27 protein-coding genes are annotated in these 24,240 nt (G+C 63.0%); 15 read left to right on the top strand and 12 right to left on the bottom strand.

Translation table 11 applies throughout. The annotated features are described in order from the left end of the window. Nucleotides 1-31 precede the first annotated feature (31 nt). The 5 genes from JQ575_RS39915 to JQ575_RS39895 form a co-directional block, all read right to left on the bottom strand. A complete protein-coding gene (locus JQ575_RS39915) occupies nt 32-406 on the bottom strand; it encodes a hypothetical protein (protein WP_212038653.1) in 375 nt (124 codons plus the stop codon). 27 nt (nt 407-433) lie between these two features. Beyond that, on the bottom strand, nt 434-874 hold the full coding sequence (locus JQ575_RS39910) for a hypothetical protein (protein ID WP_212038652.1): 441 nt from the start codon (nt 872-874) through the stop codon (nt 434-436). Nucleotides 875-986: 112 nt separating this feature from the next. Beyond that, nucleotides 987-1,421 carry a hypothetical protein gene (locus tag JQ575_RS39905; RefSeq protein WP_212038651.1) on the bottom strand — a complete coding sequence of 145 codons (435 nt, stop codon included), beginning with the start codon at nt 1,419-1,421 and terminating at the stop codon, nt 987-989. 149 nt (nt 1,422-1,570) lie between these two features. Beyond that, a complete protein-coding gene (locus tag JQ575_RS39900) occupies nt 1,571-1,846 on the bottom strand; it encodes a YiaA/YiaB family inner membrane protein (protein WP_192740356.1) in 276 nt (91 codons plus the stop codon). 66 nt (nt 1,847-1,912) lie between these two features. Next, nucleotides 1,913-2,608 (bottom strand): PspA/IM30 family protein, encoded by a 696-nt coding sequence (locus JQ575_RS39895; RefSeq protein ID WP_212038650.1) that lies wholly within the window; start codon nt 2,606-2,608, stop codon nt 1,913-1,915. Between the two features lie 103 nt (nt 2,609-2,711). On the opposite strand from JQ575_RS39895, the gene JQ575_RS39890 reads away from it, so the two are divergent. Further along, complete coding sequence (locus tag JQ575_RS39890; RefSeq protein WP_212038649.1) at nt 2,712-3,308, top strand: TetR/AcrR family transcriptional regulator; 597 nt, start codon at nt 2,712-2,714, stop codon at nt 3,306-3,308. A 98-nt stretch (nt 3,309-3,406) separates the two neighbouring features. Here the strand turns inward: JQ575_RS39890 and JQ575_RS39885 are convergent, their stop codons facing one another. From JQ575_RS39885 to JQ575_RS39865, 5 genes are all read right to left on the bottom strand, one after another. Beyond that, nucleotides 3,407-3,724: a hypothetical protein gene (locus JQ575_RS39885; RefSeq protein ID WP_212038648.1), complete on the bottom strand. Its 318-nt coding sequence runs from the start codon at nt 3,722-3,724 to the stop codon at nt 3,407-3,409. A 269-nt stretch (nt 3,725-3,993) separates the two neighbouring features. Beyond that, nucleotides 3,994-4,968: a quinone oxidoreductase gene (locus JQ575_RS39880; RefSeq protein WP_212038647.1), complete on the bottom strand. Its 975-nt coding sequence runs from the start codon at nt 4,966-4,968 to the stop codon at nt 3,994-3,996. Between the two features lie 51 nt (nt 4,969-5,019). Beyond that, entirely contained in the window at nt 5,020-5,466 is a 447-nt protein-coding gene (locus JQ575_RS39875) for a Rieske (2Fe-2S) protein (RefSeq protein ID WP_212038646.1), read from the bottom strand. 72 nt (nt 5,467-5,538) lie between these two features. Further along, nucleotides 5,539-6,651, bottom strand: a complete 1,113-nt coding sequence (locus JQ575_RS39870) for an amidohydrolase family protein (protein ID WP_212038645.1) — start codon at nt 6,649-6,651, stop codon at nt 5,539-5,541. 22 nt (nt 6,652-6,673) lie between these two features. After that, entirely contained in the window at nt 6,674-7,735 is a 1,062-nt protein-coding gene (locus JQ575_RS39865; protein WP_212038644.1) for an amidohydrolase family protein, read from the bottom strand. A gap of 240 nt (nt 7,736-7,975) precedes the next feature. Here JQ575_RS39865 and JQ575_RS39860 point away from each other — a divergent pair, with 240 nt between their 5' ends. Beyond that, entirely contained in the window at nt 7,976-9,262 is a 1,287-nt protein-coding gene (locus tag JQ575_RS39860; RefSeq protein ID WP_212038643.1) for a sulfite oxidase, read from the top strand. Nucleotides 9,263-9,279: 17 nt separating this feature from the next. Further along, entirely contained in the window at nt 9,280-9,609 is a 330-nt protein-coding gene (locus JQ575_RS39855; protein WP_249167213.1) for a hypothetical protein, read from the top strand. A gap of 30 nt (nt 9,610-9,639) precedes the next feature. Here JQ575_RS39855 and JQ575_RS39850 read toward each other — a convergent pair whose 3' ends face one another. Further along, nucleotides 9,640-10,530: an amidohydrolase gene (locus JQ575_RS39850; protein ID WP_212038641.1), complete on the bottom strand. Its 891-nt coding sequence runs from the start codon at nt 10,528-10,530 to the stop codon at nt 9,640-9,642. A 14-nt stretch (nt 10,531-10,544) separates the two neighbouring features. Continuing rightward, nucleotides 10,545-10,937 (bottom strand): carboxymuconolactone decarboxylase family protein, encoded by a 393-nt coding sequence (locus JQ575_RS39845; RefSeq protein ID WP_212038640.1) that lies wholly within the window; start codon nt 10,935-10,937, stop codon nt 10,545-10,547. Between the two features lie 180 nt (nt 10,938-11,117). On the opposite strand from JQ575_RS39845, the gene JQ575_RS39840 reads away from it, so the two are divergent. The 12 genes from JQ575_RS39840 to JQ575_RS39785 all read left to right on the top strand — a co-directional run. Next, complete coding sequence (locus tag JQ575_RS39840) at nt 11,118-12,080, top strand: tripartite tricarboxylate transporter substrate binding protein (RefSeq protein WP_212038639.1); 963 nt, start codon at nt 11,118-11,120, stop codon at nt 12,078-12,080. Nucleotides 12,081-12,095: 15 nt separating this feature from the next. Further along, nucleotides 12,096-12,989: an NAD(P)-dependent oxidoreductase gene (locus JQ575_RS39835; RefSeq protein ID WP_212038638.1), complete on the top strand. Its 894-nt coding sequence runs from the start codon at nt 12,096-12,098 to the stop codon at nt 12,987-12,989. Then, nucleotides 12,986-13,981, top strand: coding sequence for a Gfo/Idh/MocA family protein (locus JQ575_RS39830; protein ID WP_212038637.1), 996 nt, complete (start codon nt 12,986-12,988; stop codon nt 13,979-13,981). Before JQ575_RS39835 ends, JQ575_RS39830 begins: the two co-directional genes overlap by 4 nt. Continuing rightward, nucleotides 13,971-14,726: a GntR family transcriptional regulator gene (locus JQ575_RS39825; RefSeq protein ID WP_211993898.1), complete on the top strand. Its 756-nt coding sequence runs from the start codon at nt 13,971-13,973 to the stop codon at nt 14,724-14,726. The genes JQ575_RS39830 and JQ575_RS39825 overlap by 11 nt, the downstream gene beginning before the upstream one ends. 278 nt (nt 14,727-15,004) lie before the next feature. Then, nucleotides 15,005-16,714 (top strand): FAD-dependent oxidoreductase, encoded by a 1,710-nt coding sequence (locus JQ575_RS39820; RefSeq protein WP_212038636.1) that lies wholly within the window; start codon nt 15,005-15,007, stop codon nt 16,712-16,714. Beyond that, nucleotides 16,711-17,640: a glutathione S-transferase family protein gene (locus JQ575_RS39815; RefSeq protein WP_212038635.1), complete on the top strand. Its 930-nt coding sequence runs from the start codon at nt 16,711-16,713 to the stop codon at nt 17,638-17,640. The genes JQ575_RS39820 and JQ575_RS39815 overlap by 4 nt, the downstream gene beginning before the upstream one ends. A 73-nt stretch (nt 17,641-17,713) precedes the next feature. Beyond that, nucleotides 17,714-18,166 (top strand): hypothetical protein, encoded by a 453-nt coding sequence (locus JQ575_RS39810; protein ID WP_212038658.1) that lies wholly within the window; start codon nt 17,714-17,716, stop codon nt 18,164-18,166. Between the two features lie 131 nt (nt 18,167-18,297). Then, complete coding sequence (locus tag JQ575_RS39805) at nt 18,298-19,806, top strand: glucan biosynthesis protein G (protein ID WP_312016104.1); 1,509 nt, start codon at nt 18,298-18,300, stop codon at nt 19,804-19,806. Then, nucleotides 19,794-21,953, top strand: a complete 2,160-nt coding sequence (gene mdoH / locus JQ575_RS39800; protein ID WP_212038633.1) for a glucans biosynthesis glucosyltransferase MdoH — start codon at nt 19,794-19,796, stop codon at nt 21,951-21,953. The genes JQ575_RS39805 and mdoH overlap by 13 nt, the downstream gene beginning before the upstream one ends. Before the next feature lie 89 nt (nt 21,954-22,042). Beyond that, nucleotides 22,043-22,759, top strand: a complete 717-nt coding sequence (locus tag JQ575_RS39795; protein ID WP_212038632.1) for an AzlC family ABC transporter permease — start codon at nt 22,043-22,045, stop codon at nt 22,757-22,759. Beyond that, a complete protein-coding gene (locus JQ575_RS39790; protein ID WP_212038631.1) occupies nt 22,752-23,057 on the top strand; it encodes an AzlD family protein in 306 nt (101 codons plus the stop codon). The genes JQ575_RS39795 and JQ575_RS39790 overlap by 8 nt, the downstream gene beginning before the upstream one ends. Before the next feature lie 540 nt (nt 23,058-23,597). Further along, on the top strand, nt 23,598-24,240 hold a 643-nt coding region (locus JQ575_RS39785; protein ID WP_249167212.1), incomplete at its 3' end, for a ParB/Srx family N-terminal domain-containing protein.

Genomic DNA, 24,240 nt, shown 5'->3' with positions numbered 1-24,240 from the left:
AAACGATCATTGAGCGGCGATGTGAAATAATTCACGACCGGGAACCGCTGATGTCGCCGGGCCGGGTTTTGTGGGCGTTATAGTCGTGCGCAAGCAACGAACACAGGCCCATGCTGAGTGCGCCGCCGAGGCCGAACTGCACCGACATGTCCTGCGGCATCGGTCCAAGCACGGCGCGCGGCAGCACCATGGCCGCCGTCGCGCCGACCAGCGCCGTCAGGGGCACCCTCAGCAGAAGCGGGACCGCGCGGGCCAGTTGCCCGTCAAGGACGCCCACGATCGCCGATACCGGAAAGGTGATGAGAAACAACAGCACCGCGAAGAAGAGGACGAAGCTTTCAAAGGGCATTCCAACCGCGACCCAGGTCGTGAGAACGACCGATAACGGACCCAGCAGCAGGAACACCAGCGTTCGATTCTTGAAGTCAGTCCTTCATGACGGACGGCTGCGGCCAAAATCATGCGACAGCAGCGAGCACACGGCCATATTGAGTGCGCCGACAGCCCCGACCGCTATCGAAGAATCCAGCGGCATCGGCCCAAGCAAGACGGCCGGCGGGCCGATGGCGAGCAGCGCGCCCGACAGCGCCGCCAGCGGCGCCCGCCAGGCAATCGGCAAAATGCGGGACAGCCTGCCATCCATGATCCCGGTGACGATGGATGCAAGCAGGCCGAAGACAAACACCACCCCCATGATGACGGAAAGCAGGTAACCTAATCCGCCGAGCACGGCCTCGGATGCCAACAGTTCGAAGACGCCGAGCAACGGACCCAGCAACCCGAACACCAGCGTGCGTCGCAGCCAGGGCAAATCCGTAAAGAGCGATCCGCGGTCGGCATCATTTTCGGGAGGGTTTTCAGAAGATGCGTGCATTGCCGTTGGCCCTGTTTTCGTCTTTTAACATAACTTCGCCCATTGGCGCGTGGTGGACGCTTGACGCGACCGTTGATGAAGCGGCGCGCCCCGGAGAAGCGGATGCCGGCTTTCAAGTGTTGGTACGGCCATATTCGTGCGACAGCACTGAGCACACGCCCATGCAGAATGCGCCGCCGATCGCAAGCGACATCGACATCTCCTGCGGCAGCGGTCCGAGCAAAGCGGCCGGCAGGCCAATGGCCGACATCGCGCCGACGATTGCGATCAGGGGCGCCCGCAAGAAGATCGACAAGGTGCGGGACAGGATGCCGTCGACGAGCCCGGTGATTGCCGATACCAGCAGCGCGACGACAAACACCTGCTTGGCGATGAGCACGAGCCAGGCGTTGAGTCCTCCGCTCGCAACGTCGGGTGACAGGGCGACGAGAACGCCGAGGATCGGGCCCAGCAACAGGAATACGAGCGCCCGTCGCAGCGAGGGCGGACCCCATGCCGGTACGCCGCCAAATTCATCATCGAGAGGATTTTCGGAAGACATATGCATCGTCCTCGCCTTTCTCTTGCCAGGTAAATTGGAGTTCGCGCGGGATGGCGCTTTAACGCGATCGGTGATGGGCCGGAGCGCGCCCCGGAGAAACGGACGGCGGATGTCGAAACACCCGCCGCCCGCCTTCGCCAGCACGCGCCACAGGTTTACGCGGCCTTCGAAACTTCCATCAGCAGGCGCTCGGCTTTCGCATCTTCGATGCGGTTCACCAGCTTGCCGCTTTCGTGCATGTCACGGACGGTCTTGGTCAGGGTGACGCAGCACTGGACCATCATGATGATGCCCATCGTGAGATAGCCCTTCATCCAGAGATCGATCGGCAGGTAGAACAGGCCGACGGCGACCATGAAGACGGAGGCGGCGAACGAAACATAGGTGAAGGTGACCCAGGCATTGCTGTGGGGTTGGACATTCTGGTTCATGATAATCTCCTGTGTGTGGACGATTGAGGTTGGATGTTAATCAAAGGGTCGGTTCACAAAGTAAGTTCAGGTCGTTTGCGTGCGCTTGGCGTTCAGCCGCGCGAGCACGTCGTCAGCGGTCGTTTTCAGTCGCGGGCCAAAGCCCTGTTCGGCGAGCTTTTCGGCGGTCGCCAAAGGTCCTGAGGCGGCGTCGAGTTCGATCAGGGCTTCGTCGGCGGCCTGGGCTTCCATCTGCCGTTCGCGCAGACGCTTCAGGGTCCGCTCCGCTTCCGGCAGCGTGGATTCGTAAGGGCGCGTCGCCTCCACCCCGCCGCGGCGCATGGCGCGAACCGCTTCCGAAGCACGGGCGATGCGGCGGCCACGATCGAGCTCTGTGATCCGGGACTCCGCACCGGCGACCTGGCGCTTCATCCGCGTGATTTCGGACGCGAACAGCGTGCGTGCGGTCATGGCGGCGTCGCGGTCGGCTTCGAGATTGGCGATGGCTTGCGCGGCCTCGCGGGCGAGATCTTCCCGGCCGGCATCAAGCGCCGCGGTGGTCCGCACTTCGAGATCGGCGATCCGGGTGTTGGTGGCGTCGAGCCGGCGGCCCTCCTGCTGATCGCCGGCGATCGCCAGCGCCAGTGTCCGCTTGGAGCGCTCGACGGCCGCAGCGGCGTCGCGCATCTGCTGGTCGAGGATCAGAAGTGCCGAGCGGTCTTCCAGTTCTTCTCCCGCCGCAGCCACGCTGCCCCGGAAAAGCGTCAAAACAGTTTTGAACATTTGCAGCTCCCTGTGTTATGAGCAGTGCTCATGAATCAGTTGTAGCACATCTTGAGCATTGCTCAAGAACTATTTTGAGCATCGCTCAAGAAAGATGAGAGAAATGTCTAAGGCACTGGAAAGACGAGCTAAATTACGCGAAGATTTGATCCTGGCGGCGGAAAGGAGCATTTCCGCGGGCGGTTTGGGGGCCCTGAAGACGCGGGAACTGGCGCGGGAAATCGGCTGTGCCAATGGGGCGGTCTACAATCTGGTCGACGATATGGACGAACTGGTCCTGCTGGTGGGATCGCGCACGCTGCGGCGGCTCGATGCCGCGCTGAGCGAGGCCGAAAGCGCGGGTCCCCCCTCGCCGACCGAGTCGCTGGTGCGCATTGCGGTCGCCTATTGCGATTTCGCCGCCGAAAATCTCGAACTCTGGCGCGCGCTGTTCGAACACCGCATGACGCCGGGCAAACCTATTCCGGAGTGGGCCGTCAGCGAGCAGATGGATCTGTTTCGTCACATCTTCCAGCCGCTCGCGGCACTGCTGCCGTCGCGATCGGCCGCAGAACTCGGCGTCACGGCGCGCAGTCTTTTCTCCGCCGTGCACGGCATGGTGCTGCTCGGCCTCGAACAGAAGCTGATCGCGGTGCCGGTCGAGGCGCTGCGCGCGGAGATCGCGGTGATCGTGCGGGCGATGGTGAAGGGATTGACCTAGAGCCATATCCGTTCCGATCAAATCGGAACGGGGCTCTAGATTCCTAGTTTGACGCGTTTTCTTGACGCGAACCGGTATCCACTTCGCTCGAAAACGCTCTAGCCTCGCAATTCAGCCGGCATCGCCTGCGGCGCCCACGCAAGTCCAAGGGAGGCAAGCGCATGGAACAGGCCGCACACGAACCAGCCCATCGTCAGCGCCAGAAACGACAACTTCGCCAGGATATCAGCCAGCGGCAAATCATGGCCCGCGATCGAGCTGTTGTAGATCTGGACCGAAATCGCCAGCAGCAGCGCGCCGATCAGGGCAAAGAAAGTGGCGCGCTGCGATCTGGTGAGCCACCGCATCACGAGGAAATACAACGGCGACACGAACGCCCCCGCCATCAAGCCGCCGACTATCCAGACATCCGCCATCTCAGCCCCCTGAGTTTCTCGTAAGCCAGAGATACACAGGAGGCGTTGAAGGGCGGTGCGGAGGTGGAGCCGGATTTTAGTAAATTTTTATCGAATGCGCTGCGAGCGAAGCGCAGCAGCCATAAGGAACGCTGTCATGCCCGGCCTTGTGCCGGGCATCCACGTCTTTGCTGCACTCAAGCAAGAAAGACGTGGATGGCCGGGTCAAGCCCGGCCATGACGGAAAACGGGCACGGCGCTTGCGCGCCTTTGCCCACCCTACGCGCTCCTCACACCGTCAGAACCGTCGACCCCGTGGTCTTGCGCGCGGCGAGGTCAGCATGAGCCTTGGCCGCGTCTTTCAGCGGATAGGTCTGGCGCACCTCGATCTTGACCGCGCCTGATTTCACGACTTCGAACAGTTCGTTTGCCATCGCCACGAGATTCTCGCGCTTGGCGGCGTAGGTGAACAGCGTCGGGCGGGTGACGTAGAGCGATCCCTTCGCAGCCAGCAGGCCGAGGTTGAGCGGTTCGACCGGGCCGGAGGCCGCGCCGAACAGCGCGGCGACGCCGAGCGGCGCAAGACAATCGAGCGATTTCAGGAACGTGTCCTTGCCGACGGAATCATAAACCACCGGCACCTTGGCGCCGCCGGTGATTTCGTCGACGCGTTTTACGAAATCCTCCTTGGTGTAAATGATCGTATGCGCGCAACCATGGGCTTGCGCGAGCTTCGCCTTCTCCTCGCTGCCGACGGTGCCGATCACGGTGGCGCCGAGATGCTTGGCCCACTGGCCGAGGATCAGGCCGACGCCGCCGGCGGCGGCATGCAGCAGGATGGTATCGCCGGATTTGACGCGATAGGTCTGGCGGATCAGGTATTGCGTGGTCAGGCCCTTCAGCATCATCGCGGCCGCGGTCTTGTCATCGATGCCATCGGGCAGCTTCAGCAACCGATCGGCCGGAATCAGCCGCGCCTCGGAATAGGCGCCGAGCGGCGAAGCGCCATAGGCCACGCGATCACCGGGCTTCAGATCGGTGACGCCGCTGCCGACTTCCTCGACCACGCCGGCGCCCTCGCTGCCGAGCCCGCTCGGCAGTTGTTGGGGATAGACCCCCGAGCGGTTGTAGATGTCGACAAAGTTCAAACCGACGGCGGTGTGGCGGATGCGCGCCTCGCCCGGTCCGGGCTTGCCGACCTGGACTTCCTCCCAGACCAGAACCTCGGGACCGCCGGTCTTGTGAAAACGGATGGCGTGCGTCATAGGATGCTTCTTCCTTCGGGTGGGATGAAAAGAGAAAAATGTTGCGGCGGCTCAGGTCTCGATGATGACGTAGCTGTCCTCGACATGAACCGCGAACGTCTCGGCCACGTAAGGGCCCTTCTCGAGGTCTTCAAGACCTTTGGCAAGTTCTTGCGTAAGCTCTTCGCCGCTTTCGATCGCAACCGGATAGGAGCGGATCTTGACGCGCTTCGGATCGAAGTAGGATTGCCCGTTGCGCATGTCGAATTCCCAGCCGTGCCAGGCGCAGCGCAGCAGCTCGCCGACGCGCGAGCGCTGATAGACACCGGGCTCCGGCGAGGTCAACCGCGCCACGCACGCCGCCTTCTCCAGCGGCGCACCAGCGTGCGGACAGCGATTGAGCAGCGCAAAGAACTCGCCGTTGACGTGGAACACGACGATGTCGCGGCCTTCGACGCCAAAGACCTTGTTGCCGCCGGGCGGGATGTCTGACGTGCGGGCGACGATGTGCCGGGTCATGCTTCGCATATTCTTTCGTTGACGCGTTTTCTTCACGCGAACCGGTATCCAGTTCGCTTGAAAACACTACTGCTATAGTTTGTACACCCCGCGCGCATTGCTCGAGAAAATCTTCTGGCGCTCGACCTCCGACAGCGGCGTCCTGAACGCGAAGCGCGGATCGTCGAAGTCCCAATGCGGGTAATCCGACGAGAACAGCAGGCGATCGACGCCGACCCAATCGATCAGCGAGCGCAAATGTTTTGCCTCGTCCGGCTCGTCGATCGGCTGCGTCGTGAACCAGAAATGCTCCTTCACATATTCCGACGGCTTGCGCTTCAGATGCGGCACCTCGCTGCGGAAGGCCTCGAAATGCCGATCCATCCGCCACATGGCCGGCGGGATCCAGCCGAAGCCGCCTTCGATAAATACGATCTTCAGGTTGGGGAAACGCTCAGGGATGCCTTCCAGCACGAGGCTGCAGAGCATCGATGCCATCGTATGCGCGTTGCTCTGGTGCTCCTCGGCATAATAAGACGGCCAGCCGCCGCCGGTCGGCGCGTGCCCGCCATAGCCGCCGACGTGGATGCCGAGCGGCAGACCGAGCTCCTGCGCGCGCTCATAGATCAGCCAATAGCGGCGCCGTCCCAGCGGTTCGTTGGCGCGCGGGCAGACGTTGATCTGCACATAGCGGCCGGTCTTGGCGCAGCGTTCGATCTCGGCGATCGCGAGCGCCGTGTCGTCCTGGCCGGCGAGGATCGAGGCTTTCAAGCGCGGATCGCGATCGGACCAGAAGGCGAGCTGCCAGTCGTTGATGGCGCGCTGGATCGCGGCGCCGAATTCGAGGTTCTGCTGCGAGAAGATGAAGAGGTCGAGCACCTGCAAAATACCGTACTCGACATCGAGGGGATCGAGGTGCTGCTTCTGCATGAAGGCGAGATCGGATCCCGGCGGCCCGCCGGTCGGCGGCCACGCATCACGCCGCGCAATCAAGGGTGAGGAGCGCGGATAGGGCGTGGTGCCGATATAGGGCGTGCGTAGATGGCTGCCATATTCCCTGAAATGCTGTTGCCAGCGCTTCGTCATGAACTGGTCCAGGTCAGTGTGCGCATGGATGCTCGGATGCACGTCGCAATCGATGATGCGCAGCCGGCTCTTGGCGGCGACTTCCTGTTCCAGAATCGGGCGGTCGATGACGTCGCTCATGCGATCCTCCTCATAAAGTAGTTCAAGCCGCAAGCTTCAGCCGCGGAAAGGTTTCCAGCGGATTGTCGGCGCACATGCGCGAAATGATACTGGCCGGCAGATGCGGCGGCATCGCGTCATTGCCGTCGAACTGCCAGTGCGGATAGTCGGACGCAAACAGGAACATCTTGTCGGAACCGATCTGCTCGATGATATCGGCGACGCCTGCCGCATCCGGCGGGCCGTCGAACGGCTGCATCGTCACGCGAAAATGGTCGCGGATGATCGAGGCCGGTTCGCGCTCGACCCAGGGCACCTCGACGCGGACGCCGCGCCAGGTCTTGTTGGCGCGCCACATGAAGGCGGGCAGCCAGCTGACGCCCGACTCCATCAGCACCACCTTGAGGCCGGGGAATTTGCCGAACACGCCCTCATAGACCAGACTCAGTATCTGGGCCTGAAACGCCTGCGCCTCCATCAGATAGTACTCGTAGCGGTAGGAGGGCCAGCCGATCGAACTCGGCGCGCCCCGGTACTGGCTGCCGGCATGGATCGCGATCGGCAGCTTGTGTTTCTCGGCGGCCTGATACACCGGCCAAAAGTGACGCTTGCCGAGCAACTGATCGCCCTGCGCCAGCACCAGAACGGAGACAAAACGCTGATCACCCGCGAGCCGCTCGATTTCCTCGACCGCGAGATCCGGCGCCTGCATCGGCACCACGATCGAGGCGCGCAGCCGCTTGTCCTTCGAGAGCCATTCGGCCGCGATCCAGTCGTTGATCGCCTTGCAGAACGCGGCCGCCATATAGGGATCGAATACCGCTTGCGCACCGTACAACACATTGCAGATCGCGTGGCTGGCGCCGAGCTGGTCGAACGCACCGCGCTGCACCATCGCGAGGTCGCTGCCGGGCTTGCCCGTCGCAGGGCGCCAGTCGGCGCGGCCGGACAACGGCATGCTCGGCGGATAGGAATTGAGATCGAGGCCGTCGATGGCGCGGCTGACGACCTGCTCTTTCCAGTGATCATCGAGATAGGGCAGCAGCGTGGTGCGGGTTCCGCCCACCGCGGGATGGATGTCGCAGTCGATCCGCGTGGCCGCCATGGCGTTTCCTTGAGTGTCTTTATTGGCAACGAGTGCGTCGCCCCGCAAATGTGCCGCCGATGTGCTGGCTGCGCAAGGGTCGAACGTGGAAACCGACCGGGTGGCAGACCTTGGATGGACGCATACCGAGCGATATTCGTGGCCTTGCGGCACGGCAGCAAAGCGCAAATACTCGTCTCAAGCGGGCCGGGAAAGATTCCGGCTGAACCCGCAAGAAACAGAGACCGGGGGAGAAACGTTATGACGCATACGGAGCGGAAGGCCGCTAGTTGCGAGAACAGCATGCAGATCGACCGGCGCAGATTCTTAGGGAGCACGGGTCTTGCTGCCTTCGGAGTCACCCTCGGCATTTCCGGCGGCGGCGCCGACATTCCCGCCGCCCATGCACAAGCCGCGGCGCCCGCGGCCGCCCCGCCGAAGGGGCCGCAATATCTGAAATTCCCCGGCAAGAATGACAAGCTCATCCTGCTCGGCGACAAGCCGCTGGTGGCGGAGACGCCGGAGAGCCTGCTCGACGACGACACCACGCCGATCGAGAAGTTCTTCATCCGCAACAACGGACAGCTGCCCGAAGAGACGAAGAATCCCGACGCCTGGAAAATCACCATCGACGGCGAGGTCAACAACAAGATCGAGATCACGCTCGGCGAGTTGAAGACGAAATACAAGGCGGTGACGCGGCGCATCGTGCTGGAGTGCGGCGGCAACGGCCGCGGGGCATTCTCGCCGCCGGCGCGCGGCAACCAGTGGAGCAATGGCGGGGTCGGCTGCGCCGAATGGACCGGCGTGCCGCTCGCCGAAGTGCTCAAGAGCGCGGGGCTGAAGCCCAGCGCAAAATACACCGCGCATTATGCGGCCGATTTGCATCTGTCTGGTGACGCAACCAAGCCGACGATCTCGCGCGGCGTGCGGATCGAAAAGGCGATGGATCCGAACACGCTGATCGTATGGGCCATGAACGGCCAGCCGCTGCCGAACATCCATGGCGGGCCGGTGCGCCTGATAGTTCCGGGCTGGCCCGGCTCGGCATCGCAGAAATGGCTGACCAAGATCACCATCCGCGACAAGGAACATGACGGGCCGGGAATGACCGAGTTTTCCTATCGCGTTCCGATCAAGCCGATGATCCCCGGCGACAAGGGCGACCCTGCAAACTTCCGGATCCTGGAATCGATGCCGGCTCGCTCTGTCATCACCAGCCCGGCGAACGGCGCCAAGTTCGCCGCCGGGACGAAGGAACTGAAACTGCGCGGCGCATCATGGGCCGGCGATCTCACGGTCAAGCAGATCGACGTCTCGACCGACTTTGGTGCGAGCTGGCAGCGGGCAAAACTGGAAAAGCCGAAGAACAAATACGACTGGCAGCGCTGGACCGCGAGCGTGAAGCTGACTTCCGACGGCTATTTCGAAATCTGGACCCGTGCGACCGATGCAAAGGGAACGATGCAGCCGCACCAGGCCGGTTTCTGGAATCCGCAAGGTTATGGCGGCAACGCCATGCACCGGATCGCGGTGCTGGTGGGCTGATGCTGCGAGCTTTGGGAATGGCTCTCGCCGCATTGCTGTGGATGACGCCGGCGATCGCCCAGACCGCCTTCACGCCGCGTGACGAAAGCCCGGAGGAATTTGCCGCCGGGGCCGGCCGCGACGAGACCTTCTATGCCTGCACCGCCTGCCATGGCTTCAAGCTCGTGGCCCAGCAGGGTTTGACGCGCGCGCAGTGGGAGGAATCGATCAACCTGATGATCAGGCGTCACAACATGCCGCCACTCGACGACAAGGATCGCGCCGTGGTGCTGGGTTATCTCGAAGCTGCCTATCCGCCGCGCGCGCCGGCCGCACGCGGCGGCTGGCAGAACCCGTTTGCCAAGTAAGGCGTTTGCTGCCCAGCGAGCACGGGCCCGTCAAATCCGGTACAGCCGGCTTGCCGTGTCATGCAGGATGGCGGCCTGTTCGGCATCTGAGAGATGCGCGATGGCGCTCCGGAAGGTGCGGTACAGCGTGCCGTAATCGGTCCAGAGCTTTTCGATCGGAAAATTGCTGCCGTAGAAACAGCGGTCCGCGCCGAACATCGCGACCGTTTCCTTGACGATCGGACCGATCAATTCGGCGCGGCAGGCGTGAACGAAGGTGCCGAGCCCGGAGAGCTTGACGTTGACATTCGGGCATTGCGCCAACGCTGCCATGCCGTCGCGCCAGTGCTGCCAACCCGACGCCGACATGTCTTCCAGCATGCCGGCATGTTCGAGCACGAACACGATGTCCGGGAACGACCGCGCCAGCTTCGCGCCATCCATCATGTGCGAAGCGAAGATCTGCAGTTCGAACAGCAGGCCGTGATCGGCCAGCAGGCCAAGGCCGCGGCGCCAGTCCGCATCGTTCATGACATCGGGACGCGGCGCGAAGCGGTATTGCGCGTTCTCATGCCAATGCAATTGCTGCCGGATGCCCCGTGTCGCCGGCAACGCCGCCAGACGCTCGAGCAGCGTGCCGGCGTCGGGATCGGCCAGATCGGCATGGGCGACATTGGCGTGCGGCCAGCCGGCAGTATCCGCAATCGACTGAACCCACCGCGCCTCGTCGTAGCTTCGTCCCGCCGGCCAGTTGGTCTGGACATAGATCGATTTGACGATCTCGCAGTCCATGATGTCGCTGCGGTATTCGTAGATCGAGTAGTCGCGGCAGATCGGCTGGTAAGGTCCAAAAATGCGCGGCACAGGCGGTCCGGACAGCCAGGGCAGATCATTCAGGCGCCAGACATGATGGTGCGCGTCGACAGTCGGGATCGATTTCATGGAACGGGTCTGCTTTAAGGCTTCGATGCGGGGGCGGCCTCGCCGAAGATGTCGGCGGCGATACGCGTCGGCTCGATCGCGGCGGGCACGCCGCAATACATCGCCACCATCAGCAGCACGTCCTGCACCTGCGCCGCGGTGCAGCCGTTCGCCAGCGCCCCCTTGGCGTGGACGCGGAACTCGGCGGGCTTGTTGCTCGCAGCCATCATGCCGAGCATCACCAGGCTGCGGACGCCGTCGGAGAGCGCCGGCCGTTCCCAGACGTCGCCATAGACATAGGCATTGATGATGGTCTGCAGCGGCGCGCCGAATTCACCTGCCGCAGACATGCGCTCGGCGACATCGGCCTCGCCGAACAGCTTTTTGCGCCGGCGCAGGCCGCGGGCGTACAGTTCACTGGTGTCCAATTCGAACTCCCCACGCGGCGTTGGCAATCTGACCTGATTTATACGGTCATTTCGTGAACGGCTGGATCCGTAAAATAGCCATTTCAGGCTACCGTCTCTTGCACCATATTTATTTGTCCGTATAAATCCAGAACAGAAATCCGTAAAGAGATTTCGCCGATGATGGCTGGAGGAAACAGGATGAAGCTGCGATTACGCATTCTCGCCGGTCTGGTCCTGCTCGGACTGTCGGGACCGCAGGCCAGCGCCGCGGACGAATATCCGACGCGGCAGATCAAGATCATCGTGCCGTTTCCCGCCGGCGCCGGACCCGACCAGGTTGCGCGCCTGATCGGCCAGCGCCTGCAGGAGGATCTTGGGCAGACGGTCGTGATCGAGAATCGCAGCGGCGCGCTCGGCAGTCTCGGCGCGCAGGAAGTCGCGCGCAGCACGCCTGACGGCTACACCCTGTTGATGGGAACCAACACCACCCAGGCCAGCAACGTCGCGATGTTCAAAACCCTGCCCTACGATCCGGCCAAGGATTTTGCACCTGTCATCCGCACCATCACGACAGCGATGGTGCTGCTGGTGAAGCCGGACTTCCCGGCCAAGGATCTCAAAGAGTTCATGGAATACGCCAAGAGCCGTCCGAACCTGACCGCGGGCTACGGCTCCGGCGCCTCGCAGATATCGAATGCGCAATTGCAAAGCCGGGGCGGCATGACGATCCTCTCGGCGTCGTATCGCGGCGTGCCGCTGGCGGTCACCGACGTGATCTCGGGCGTGATCGATCTGGCGTTTGCGGATTTCTCGGTCGCGATCCCGCAAATGCAGGGCGGCACGCTGCGCGGCATCGGCGTGACGTCGCCGAAGCGGAACGAACTGACGCCGGACCTGCCTCCGCTCGCCGATGCCATGCCGGGCTTCGAGGCGACGATCTGGTACGGGCTGCTGGCGCCTGCGAAGACGCCGGAGCCGGTCGTCAACCGGCTCTACACCGCAACCCAGAAAATCCTGTCGACGCCGGCGGTGCGCGAAAGGCTCGCGAGCCTCGGCATGGTCGTTGCCACGATGCCGCCGGCCGAATTTGGCGCATTCATCGCCAGCGAAATCACGCGATGGACGGCGGATGCCAAGGCGGCCGGCATCGAAGCCAAATAGGCCCGGGATGACAGCATGACAACGGACGCGCCGGTCGGGATCGTCGGCCTCGGCCTGATGGGCATGGCGCTGTCGGCGCGGCTGATCGACGCGAAGATCCCGCTGGTTGGTTTCGATATCGATCCGGTGCGATGCAAAATGTTCAAGGCCAGCGGCGGCATGGTCGCGAATTCGGTGCGTGAACTCGCCGGGCGTTGCCGAACAATCATCGTCGCCGTCTATAGCGGCGAACAGGTCGAGGCATTGTTCGATGAAATCGACGATGGCGCCGGCGCCGCGCGGCCGGTCGTGATCTGCACCACGACCTGCGGCCCCCGCGAGATCATCCGGATTGCCGCGCGCGCATCAGGCGCCGGGCTGCCGCTGGTGGAGGCACCGATATCCGGCACCAGCACCGAGGTGCTCGACGGCACCGCCACGGCGTTGCTGGCCGGCGACGACGGCGTCATCGACCACGCCGGCGAACTCCTGAATATTCTCTGCCCGCGCAGCCTCCGCGTCGGCGCGATCGGCGACGCCAGCCGGGCCAAGCTCGCGATCAATCTGATCCTGCAGAACAACCGCGCGGCCCTGGCCGAGGGAATCGCATTCGCCGAGCGCATGGGGCTGGACGGATACGCCTTCCTGGCAGCGGCGCGGCAATCGGCCGCCTATTCCCGAGTGATGGACGCCAAGGGCGAGAAGATGTTGACGCGGGACTATCGGCCGCAGTCACATATCGCGCAGACATTGAAGGATGCCGAATTGATCATCGAGGAAGCCGGGCGATGCGGCATGCATCTGCCCCTCACCACCACCCAGGCCGAACTTTTGCGCGCGGCGATCGCGCTCGAAGGGCCGGAGCGCGACAGCGCCGCGGTCATCGAGGCGATCCGGCGGCCATCAGCCCCAGCTGGGGTGTTGCGATGATCCGTGCCGCCATTGCCGGTCTCGGCCGCTGGGGCCGCAATCTGGTCGAAGCCGCCAGCGGCCATCCGCGGCTGAAGATCGTCCGCGCCGTCGAGCCGGACATCAAGGCGGCGCAGGAATTTTGCAGCCAGCACGATCTCGAACTGACCGCCGATCTCGATGCGGTCCTGGCCGATGACACGATCGGCGCGGTCCTGCTGGCGACGCCGCATTCGCTGCATCCGGCGCAGGTGATCGCCTGCGCGGCCGCGCGCAAGCAGGTTTTTTGCGAGAAGCCGCTGGCGCTGACGCGTGCCGACGCGGCGCGGATGTTCGGCGCCTGCCGCGAGGCCGGGGTCATGCTGGCCGTCGGCCACAACCGGCGGTTCTGGCCATCGATCCGCGCCCTGCACGAAACGCTGGCGAGCGGCCAGCTCGGGACAATCCTTCACGTCGAGGGTCACAACAGCAACGAAAACTCGCAGAAAATCACCAGCGGATGGCGGCTATCGCCGGAGGAATCGCCCGGCGGCGGCTTCACCGGCGCAGGCCTGCATGTGCTCGACGCCTTCGTCAGCATGATGGGGCCGGTGGAACGGGTCTATGCCCGGCTGCGTCAGCGCGAGACCGGCCCGCCGCCGCTGGATACGGCGGTCGTGGCGCTGGATTTTGTCAATGGCGTCACCGGCACCCTTGCCACCGTGCGGGCAACGCCGTTCTACTGGCGCATACACCTGTTCGGAACGGACGGCTCCGCCGAGGTGCTGGATGAAACGACCATGATCCTGCGAAAGAGCGGCGCGGCGCCACAGCGGCTTACCTACCCCGCGACAGACGAGCTGCGCGCCGAGCTCGACGCCTTTGCAGGCAGCATCGAGAACAAGGGTGCATTCCCGGTGCGGGAAGCGGAGGTGCTGGCGACCTTGTCGGCGTTCGAGGCGGCGCTGCAATCGATGAAATCCGGCCTGCCCGTGCAATGCCTTCAAGAAAATGCCGGTCAACATGGCCGCTAAAAAAGAACCACGCAAATCGGCGCGCTATCGCGACATCGCCGCCGAGCTGCAGAAGGAAATCCGGCTCGGCTCGACGCCGGTCGGCGAATTGCTGCCGACCGAGACCGAATTGATGGCGCGCTTCGGCGCCAGCCGCCAGACCGTGCGCGAGGCGCTGCGGATCGTCACCGAGCAGGGCCTCATCGTGCGGCGGGCCGGACTCGGCTCGGTGGTGATCGCGGCCGAGCCGCCGGTATTGTTCACGCACAGCGTCAAATCGCTCAATGAATGGCTGCGATATTCCAACGAGACCTATCGCCAGGTGGTGGGCTCCAGTGATGTTGTCGCCGACCGCAACCTCGCGGCCCTGCTGAAATGCGAGCCCGGCAAGCACTGGTTTTTGATCGAGGCGATCCGCCGCTCCGATGAATTTGCGGATCCGCTGGGATGGGTCGAAATCTATGTGCTGCGGAAGTTCGCCGGCGTGGTGAAGCGGCGCGATCATGGCCGCAGCCCGGTGCATGAGCAGATCGCAAAGATGTTCGGCGAGACCATCGAATATGCGCAGCTGGAAGTGTTCGCGCGCGGCATGCCGGCGAAACTGGCAAAGGCGCTCGGGGTCAAGGCCGGTTCACCCGCGCTGACGATGGTGCGCCGTTACTACGGCCTGCGCGAGGAACTGTTCGAGGTCACCGTCACCACGCATCCGGAGGGACGGTACACCTACACCATGGACATGCAGCGCTCGCTGCGGCCGAAGGTGTAGGGCTGCCTCTTCTCCCTCTCCCCGTTCTTACGGGGTCGAGACTAGCGAAGCTCGCTCTTAGAGGGTTGGGGTGAGGGGCTCTCTCCGCCACCGTGGTCTATCGATAGACCTGTACCCCCTCACCCGCCGCGCTATGCGCCATAGCCGAGGCTTCGCCTCGGCGTTCTCTAAGGACGGCCGCCGGAGGCGGCCTATGCTCTCCCCGCAAGCGGGGCGAGGTGAAGACAGCGGCGCCGAAACTTGCTTAAATTTCCAAAATCAGATCGCGGGGAGATCGCGTGGCGGGCAACGAACAAGAAACCTATCAATGCGACGTGCTGGTAGTCGGCTCGGGTTGTGCCGGCCTGTCGGCGGCGGTCACCGCGGGGCATCAGGGGCTCAAGGTGCTGGTGGTCGAGAAGGAGCCGCGCTTTGGCGGCACCACCGCGCGTTCCGGCGGCTGGCTGTGGATTCCCGGCACCTCGCTGGCGCGCAACTGGGGCATTGTCGAGAGTCCAGATCAGGCGCGGACCTATCTGCGGCATGAGGCCGGAAATTCCTACGATGCCGCCCGCGTCGATGCGTTTCTGACCTCCGGTCCCGAAGCGGTGGATTTCTTCACCACCAAGACCGCGGTGCGTTTCGACATGCCGCTGACCTTTCCGGATTATCACGCCGAGGCGCCCGGCGGCACGCAGGGCGGCCGCTCGATGGTGACGCGGCCGTTCGACGGCCGTGAACTCGGCGAGCACCTCAAGGATATCGGCAGCCCCCTGCCCGAACTCACCGTGTTCGGCATGATGCTGGGCTCCGGCAAGGAGATCGTCCATTTCATGCGCGCGACCAAGTCGCTGACCTCGGCGCTGTTTGTCGCCAAGCGGCTCTCGAAGCACCTCGTCGACGTGATCCGCCATGGCCGCGGTATGAACCTCACCAACGGCAATGCGCTGGCCGGACGGCTCGCCAAATCGGCGTTCGATTTGAAGGTCCCGTTATGGCTGTCGTCACCCGTGCGCGAACTGATCAGCGACAACGGCGCGGTTCGTGGCGCCATCGTCGAGCGCGACGGGCGCAAGATTCGCATCAATGCAAAGCGCGGCGTCATCCTCGCCTGCGGCGGCTTTCCGCATGATGTGGCGAGGCGCAAGGCGATGTTCCCGCACGCGCCCACCGGCAACGAGCATTATTCGCCCGGCCCTACCGGCAACACCGGTGACGGCTTGCGGCTGGCGGAATCCGCCGGCGGCCGCGCCGAGGATTCATTGCCCAACGCCGCGGCCTGGGTGCCGGTCTCGATCACCACGCGAAAGGACGGCAGCAAGGGCGTGATGCCGCATTTCATCGACCGCGCCAAACCCGGCGTGATCGCGGTGACGCGTGAAGGCATGCGCTTTGCCAATGAAGGCAATTCCTACCACGACTTCGTGCAGGCCATGATGAAGGTTGCAAAACCCGGCGAGGAGATCGCGGCGTTCCTGCTGTGCGATCATCGCGCCTTGCGCAAATACGGTCTCGGCTGCGTGCCGCCGTTTCCGATGCCGCTCGGCCATCACTTGCGCACCGGCTATCTCAAGCGCGGCGCGACGCTGGCCGAACTCGCCGCGCAGGCCGGCATCGACGCCAGGGGGCTCGAGGCGACGGTCGCGCAGTTCAACAAGGGCGCCGCCGACGGACAGGACCCGGCATTCGGAAAGGGCTCGCGCGCCTATAACCGCTACCAGGGCGATGCGCTGCACGGCCCCAACCCCTGCATCGCGCCGATCAAGGACGGGCCGTTCTATGCGATCAAGATGGTGATCGGCGATCTCGGCACCTATGCCGGCATCCGGACCGACGCCAACGCGCAAGCGCTCGATGCCGACGGCCAGCCGATCGCGGGTCTCTACGCGGTCGGCAACGACATGGCGAGCATCATGGGCGGCAATTATCCCGGAGCCGGCATCACGCTGGGGCCGGCGCTGACGTTCGGCTATATCGCGGGGCGGCACATCGCGGGGCAAGCGGCATGACGGACTCTCATTCACCCATTTTGCATCATTTCGAGGCCTCGCCCTTCTCGGAGAAGATCCGCATCATCTTCGGCTTCAAGCAGATCGCCTGGCAGTCGGTGCTGATCCCGCGCATCATGCCGAAGCCGGACCTTGTGCCGCTGACCGGCGGCTATCGCCGCACGCCTGTTATGCAGATCGGCGCCGATATTTTCTGCGACACCCGGATCATCCAGCGCGAGATCGAGCGGCGCTTTCCCGAGCCGACGCTGTTTCCGGGCGGCAATGGCGGCGTGCCTGACATGACGGGCTTGTGGACCGATCGCATCTTCTTCGGCAGCGCCGTGTTCCTGGTGTTCGGCTCGCTCGGCGATAAGGTCCCGCAGGACTTCATCGACGACCGGACCAGATTGCGCGGCGCGCCGTTCGACGTGAAGGCGATGGCGGCAGCATTGCCGCATCATCGCGACCAGTTTCGCAGCCAGGCGGCGCTGATCGAGGCGCAGCTCGCGCACGGCGGCAAGTTCCTGCTCGGCGAATTCAGCCTCGCCGATGCCGGCTGCTACATGAACATCTGGTACGTTCGCTCGAATCTGCCTGAACTCGCCGACGAACTGCTGGCCGAATTTCCGCGGCTGCGCGACTGGGAGCAGCGGGTCCGCATCCTAGGCCACGGCACCCGCACCGAACTTTCGGGACAGGACGCGCTCACCATTGCGGCGAAAGCCACACCCGAAGCCCGCGCACCGGAGGCGACGCGCGATGTCGAAGGCCGGAGGATCGGCGACGTCGTGAAGGTTTCGGCCGATGAGCCGGTCAAGACGCCGATCGAGGGCGAGATCGTCTCGCTATCGGTTCATCACATCGCCATCCGCAGGCGCGATCCTGTTCTCGGCGAGGTCGTCGTTCACTTTCCGCGGCTTGGGTATGTGGTGTCGTCCGCCTGATTTGCGGACCGAATGGAACGAATGCTGATCGGGTCGATTGTGGTTCGATCGAACCGGAGATCTCCTGGTGCGCATGTTCCGCCTGTTCACGGCTCTTGCTCTCGTTCTCCTTCCGGCGGCCGTCCTGGCGGCCGGCGCCGAGTGGCAGAGGTATGTAATCCCCAGCACCGGAACCAACGTCGAAATTCCGGTGACGATTTTCAGCAAGGATGCCGAACTGCCGGATGGTGGAACCGGGCGGCGTTTCTACACCGACGATGATTTGACCGTCCAATCGGTTGCAAATCCCGAGAACGAATCGCCCGCGGCGTTTCTGGCGAAGAAGAATCCGCCGCCCGGCATCGTCTACAAAAGGGTGACGCCGAATTTCTTCGTCGTGTCCAGCATCCGCAACGACCGGATTTGGTACAACCGCTGTAACCGTTCGGCCGGCTACATGAATTGCGTCATGATCAATTATCCCGCCGCGGAAAAACGGCAATGGGATCGCGTGGTCACCCGAATAAGCCACACATTGGCCAACTAGCATTCACGTTCGCGCGGCAGGTGCTTAAATTCCGGGCTAATCGGGAAAAAATGGCAATAGAGTTCCTGGGGCAGGAACCCCTGATGCTGCACTGCGTTGCTCACTCGTCGCCAATAACCACGAGTGATTTTGTGAACCGCAGACACTTCCTCGCAGCTTCCGCCTTGCCGCTCGTATCGATGGCGGCGCCAGGACTCCTGACCTCCGTGCGCGCGCAGCCGGTGCCGTTCGACCGGTCCCTTGTGCGGCAAATGGCGCGTGATCTGGCCGGCAAAGCGTTCAAGGCGCCCGACAACAAGCTGCCGGATAATCTGAAGGATCTGGATTACGATCGTTACCGTGCGATACGGTTTTTGCCGGAACGCGCGCTCTGGCGCGGCGAAAAGCTGCCTTTCGAAGCGCAGTTCTTTCATCGCGGATTTTTCTACGCCAACCGGGTCGATATCTTCGAGGTGAAGGACGGCCAGGCGGCGAAGATCGCCTATCAGCCCGACCTTTTTTCATTCGGCAAGCTGACGCCGCCCGGTGCGGGTGTCGATCTCGGCTTTGCCGGCTTTCGGCTTCATGCGCCGATCAACAAATCAGAATATTATGACGAGGTTTGTGTCTTTCTCGGCGCGAGTTATTTCCGGGCCGTCGCAAAGGGCCAATTGTACGGGCTGTCGGCGCGCGGGCTTGCGATCAACACCGGCGAAGCCAAGGGCGAAGAGTTTCCGTCGTTCAAGGCATTCTGGATCGAGAAGCCGGCCGCCAACGCCAAATCTATTGTCGTGCACGCCTTGCTCGACAGCGAAAGCACGGCGGCGGCCTATCGCTTCACCATCCGGCCCGGCGACTCCACCGTCTTCGACGTGGAAATGGCGATCTATCCAAGAGTGGATCTGGAGCGTGCCGGCCTGATGCCGATGACAAGCATGTTCTTCTTCGGACCGAACGACCGCAAGGACGTCGACGACTTCCGGCCATCCGTGCATGATTCCGACGGGCTGTTCGTGGCCAACGGCCGCGGCGAGGAGCTTTGGCGGCCGCTTCACAATCCCACGGATCTTCAGATCAGTGCCTTCGCCGACCTTAACCCGAATGGCTTCGGGTTGATGCAGCGCCAGAGGGATTTTGTCGCCTACCAGGACCTCGAATCCGGTTTCGAGCGGCGGCCAAGTCTGTGGGCGGAGCCAATCGGAGACTGGGGCGAAGGTTCGGTCAAGCTGATCGAAATTCCGACCAGGGAAGAAGTACACGATAATATTGCGAGCTTTTGGCAACCCAAGGCCGCTTTGCAGGCCAAGGGCGAACACACCTACACCTATCGGCTGAACTGGGGCCCGGACGTTCCGAAATCGACCCCGCTGGCGCGGTTTTCCCGAACCGGCATCGGCGCAAGAGGCGATAACGCGACGCTGTTCGTGCTGGACCTGATCGGCGACAGGTTGAAGTCCGTCGACCCAAAGACCCTGCGGGGCGTTGTGACCGCGGAGAAGGCCAAGATCCAGAACATCGTCACCCAGCCGAATCCGGCCACCGGCGGCTGGCGTTTGAGTTTTGAACTCCTGAAGGAGAAGAATCCCGTCGAGATACGCGCGTCGCTGATGCAGGAGAACGAGCCGGTATCGGAGGTTTGGGTATATCGATGGACACCCTAGCGAAAGTCCAGGGATCGCTTCAGCGCGGCGATCCGCCACCGAACCAATTCCTGCCCCGTGAAGCGCCGATGGAGATGATGCTTCAGCTGCGGCCGCTCCAGCCGCAAGTTCAGGCTTCGAAATTTGCGCGGGCATGGCCCAGGCGCGCATGCATCCTTGCCGGCACCGTCTTGCTTACCCTGGCCGGCTGCTACGAAATGTACCAGGTGCTCCAGGTCGGAGGCGTGACGATCCTGGAGTGGATGATCCTCGTGCTGTTCGTGCTGTTGTTTGCATGGATTGCCTTTTCCTTCACGTCGGCGATTGCTGGTTTCTTCGTGCTGCTGTTTCGACGCAAGGACGAACTCGGCATCGATGCCAGCGCCGCGCTGCCGGCGATCGAAAGCCGGACCGCGATGTTGTTGCCCACCTACAATGAGGATCCCTATCGCGTTCTGGCCCGGCTGCGCGCCATCTGCGAATCGGTCGAGCAAACTGGATACGCTCCGAAGTTCGACTGGTTCGTTCTGAGTGACACGACCGACCCCGCGATCTGGATCGCCGAGGAAAAGTGTTTTATTCAACTCCGACATGAAGCCGGGCCGGCAGCCAGGATTTTCTATCGTCACCGTCCGGAAAACACCGCGCGCAAATCCGGCAATATCGAGGATTGGGTCAGGCGGTTCGGCTCCGACTATGAATGCATGCTTATTCTGGATGCAGACAGCCTGATGACGGGGGACACCATCGTGCGGCTGGTCGCTGCGATGGAGCAACACCGACACGTTGCGCTGATCCAGACGCTGCCGATCGTGGTCAACGCCAGAACCCTGTTCGCGCGGTGGCAGCAGTTTGCCGGGCGGCTGTACGGTCCGTTGATCGCCGCCGGAATTGCCTGGTGGCATGGATCCGAAGGAAATTACTGGGGCCATAACGCCATCATCCGCGTCAGCGCTTTCGCCCGCTACGCCGCGCTTCCCGAGCTGAGGGGCCGCAAGCCGTTCGGCGGGCACATCCTCAGCCATGACTTCATCGAGGCTGCGTTCATGCGCCGTGGCGGCTGGGCCATCCATATGGCGCCCACGCTCGGCGGCAGTTACGAGGAATGCCCGCCATCGCTGCTGGATTTTGCCGTCCGCGACCGGCGATGGTGTCAGGGCAATCTGCAACATCTGGCGGTACTGCCGTCGCGCGGCCTGCACTGGGTCTCGCGGCTCCATCTCCTGACCGGGATCGGGTCTTACCTGACGGCGCCGCTCTGGTTCATCTTTCTGGGACTCGGAATCCTGGTCTCGTTGCAGGCGCAGTTTGTCAGGCCCGAATATTTTCCGAAGGGGTTTTCGCTGTTTCCGACATGGCCCGCGCAGGACCCGATCCTGGCGGCCTGGGTGTTCGTCGCCACGATGGGCATGCTGATTCTGCCCAAACTGCTTGCCTATATCGTCATGCTCACCCATCGTGATGAGCGAAGAAAGTTCGGCGGCGGCTTTCGGGTCCTTGCGGGGATTATCGCCGAGACATTCCTTTCAGGCCTGACGGCGCCGGTGATGATGATCTTCCAATCGTCCGCGGTCGGAGAGATCCTGCTGGGGCGCGATGCCGGATGGCAGGTTCAACGCCGCGACGACGGCATGGCGTCGCGTAAGGATACGCTTCGCAAATATTCGGTTCCGACATTCTTTGGCGTCGCGATGGCCATCAGCGCCTACGCGGTGTCGTTGCCGCTGCTGCTATGGATGATGCCGGTCATTCTCGGCCTCCTGCTTGCCATTCCGCTTGCCACGCTGTCTTCCTCGGCCAGCGCAGGCGCTGCTTCCAGCCTGTTCAAGACACCGGAGGAGACCTCGCCACCGCAGGTCTTGCTGCGGGCCAACGAACTGGCCAGCGCCTCGCACCGGGCGGTTTCCTGCCCGCTTCTCGAACTCCGCCGTGACGCCGACCTGCGCGAGGCGCATCTCGACAATCTATCCGGCCCAAGGCCGCGGAATCGCGGTGAGGTCGATCCGCATCTCGCGATCGCGCGCGCCAAGATCGAGGATGCCGAAACCTTCGACGAGGCGGCCACATTCCTCAGCCCACGCGAGACATTTGCCGCCCTGCATTCGCCGGCTGTTCTTGGCGCGCTGCTGGATTTGCGACAGACGACCAATGAGCCGCGCAGAGATTGAAGGATAGGACTGGTTGCAGTGGAGGATTGATACACCGCAACGGCGCCGACCCGATTGACCAAACCAGCGCTTCGCTTTCAAATAGCCGCATGGCGGAGCAAACGACGGTAACCGAACCGGCACAAATTCCACGCTTCACCGCGAAAGGCGTGTGGCGTGGCTGCGTTGAAATCGCACCGATCGCCGTGTTCATCATCCCGTTCGGGATCGCGTTTGGCGTCGCCGCTTCCGCAAAGGGCATCGCGCCGGAAGTCAGCATCCTGATGAGCATCGCGATCTATGCAGGCGCCTCGCAATTCGCGCTGCTGGATCTCTGGTACGCCCCCTTGCCGCTGGCGACGCTGGCGCTCACGGTGCTGGCCGTCAACGCCCGGCACATCCTCCTCGGCGCGGCGCTCGCGCCGTGGCTGCTGCAGATCCCGATCAAGGGGCGGCTGGCGGCGCTGATCGGGCTCAGCGACGGCAGCTTTGCGTACGCCATGTCCGCCCGCGAGCGGGGAGAAATCGACGCCGGCATTCTGTTCGGCAGCGGGATCGCGATGTGGCTGATATGGATCGCCAGCACCGCGGTCGGCGCCCTCGCAGGCTCATTTCTCGGCGATCTCACCCGCTTCGGCTTCGACGCGGTCATGGTGACGTATTTCGCGGCCGTCGTCGTCGGCCAATGGAAGGGAGCCAAGGACCTGTATCCGTGGCTTGCGGCGGCGGCGGTTGCCGTAATCGGGACCTATGTTCTGCCGCCGGGCTGGCACATCATCGCGGGCGCCCTTGCCGGCGGGATCGTCGGAACCTGGCGCCATGGTTGATACGGTTGCGGCGGTTGCCGCCGTCCTGCTGCTCACATTGATCACCATGGCGACGCGGGTCGGCGGCGTCTGGATCATGTCTTACGTCAAAATCACGCCGCGCATCGAGGCCTTCCTCAAATACATGGCGGTATCGGTTCTGATTGCGATCGTCGTCCCGACAACGCTGGCCGCGGCACCGCGGATCTGGATGGCCGTCGCAGCGGCCGCGGTCGTCGCCGCCGTCACCCGCAGCGCGCTCAGCGCCATGCTGGTCGGCGCGGCAGTGGCGGCGGTGGTGAAGAATTTGGGGATGTAGGGATGAGTGGCGGTGGAGGCGGAGATCGCGGCGCCAAGCCCGCCTACGCCAAAGGGGCTTCGGGGTGGCAGCCTTCACTCGCTTCGCTACGATAGGATACGTTCCGGCTTGCCCAGCCGTAGCTCGCGAAGCGAGCGAAGGCTGGTGGTGCGCGCAGTCAGTTACAAACCAGTCTCCGCCGGCAAATTCCCTATTAACAGGGAACATACAGGGATTTTTATTAATTTCGGCTGCTAAACGAGCTTCCCCTAGAGCAAAAGACCGCGCTTCCACAGTAGTTTACTCGAATTTCCCTGTCGCAATTATCAGGGAAACGATTGCCGATATCAGGGATCACATTTCCGAGAACAGGACCCAAAACGTTGGAGACACGTGGAGAGCTCACCGCACCGATTCTTCTTTAATGAAATTTTAGTCAGCGTGCGTTGAACTGCGGTTACGGAAGCCAAGGCCCCAGTTGCGATTCGGGCTGGCATCTTAAACCCCAGGAGGCGTGGCGCATGTGCGCCGACAATCAGTACAGCCTACTAGGGGGCCGCGATGCGGAAACCTCGTCCAGTACACCAAAACGGTTACGCTGTTTCCCGTGACCTTACATCAGTCCTTGTCTGCACCGAAAAACTGAAGCCGCTCGGTCGAGAGACCCGCCGGCACCCTCGCCGCCAACTCGACAAGCTCGCAGGGAGCCTGGCCGAGTTCGGCTTCGTTCTTCCCATTATCATCGACCTCGATTGCCAGGTTGTTGCCGGCTGGGGCCTTGTCCTGGCGGCTCGGAAACTGGGCTTAGCTCAGGTTCCCGCGGTGACCATTACGGACCTGGACGAAGCCAAACTTCGCCTGCTTCGGCTGGCGCTCAATCGGCTTGGCGAAGACTCCAGCTGGGATGACGACACCCTGAAGCTGGAATTCTCGGACGTGCTCACGCTGGACACAAACATCGACCTTCAGATCAGCGGATTCGAGATGGCTGAGCTCGACGTCCGGCTCCGCCCCTCAGCTGACGATGAAGAAGACGAGATACCGAGGATTGATCAACAGTACCGGCCGATTACCAAGCCTGGCGATATTTGGGTGTTGGATCAGCACCGGATTGTCTGCGGCGACGCGCTACTCGGAGACGAGCACGCTCAAATGCTGTTCACCGATCCACCCTGGAACGTGCCGATCAAAGGACATGTCTCTG

The organism is Bradyrhizobium sp. JYMT SZCCT0428 (assembly GCF_018131075.1).
Taxonomy (GTDB): domain Bacteria; phylum Pseudomonadota; class Alphaproteobacteria; order Rhizobiales; family Xanthobacteraceae; genus Bradyrhizobium.
This window is presented reverse-complemented; position numbering and strand designations above follow the sequence as displayed.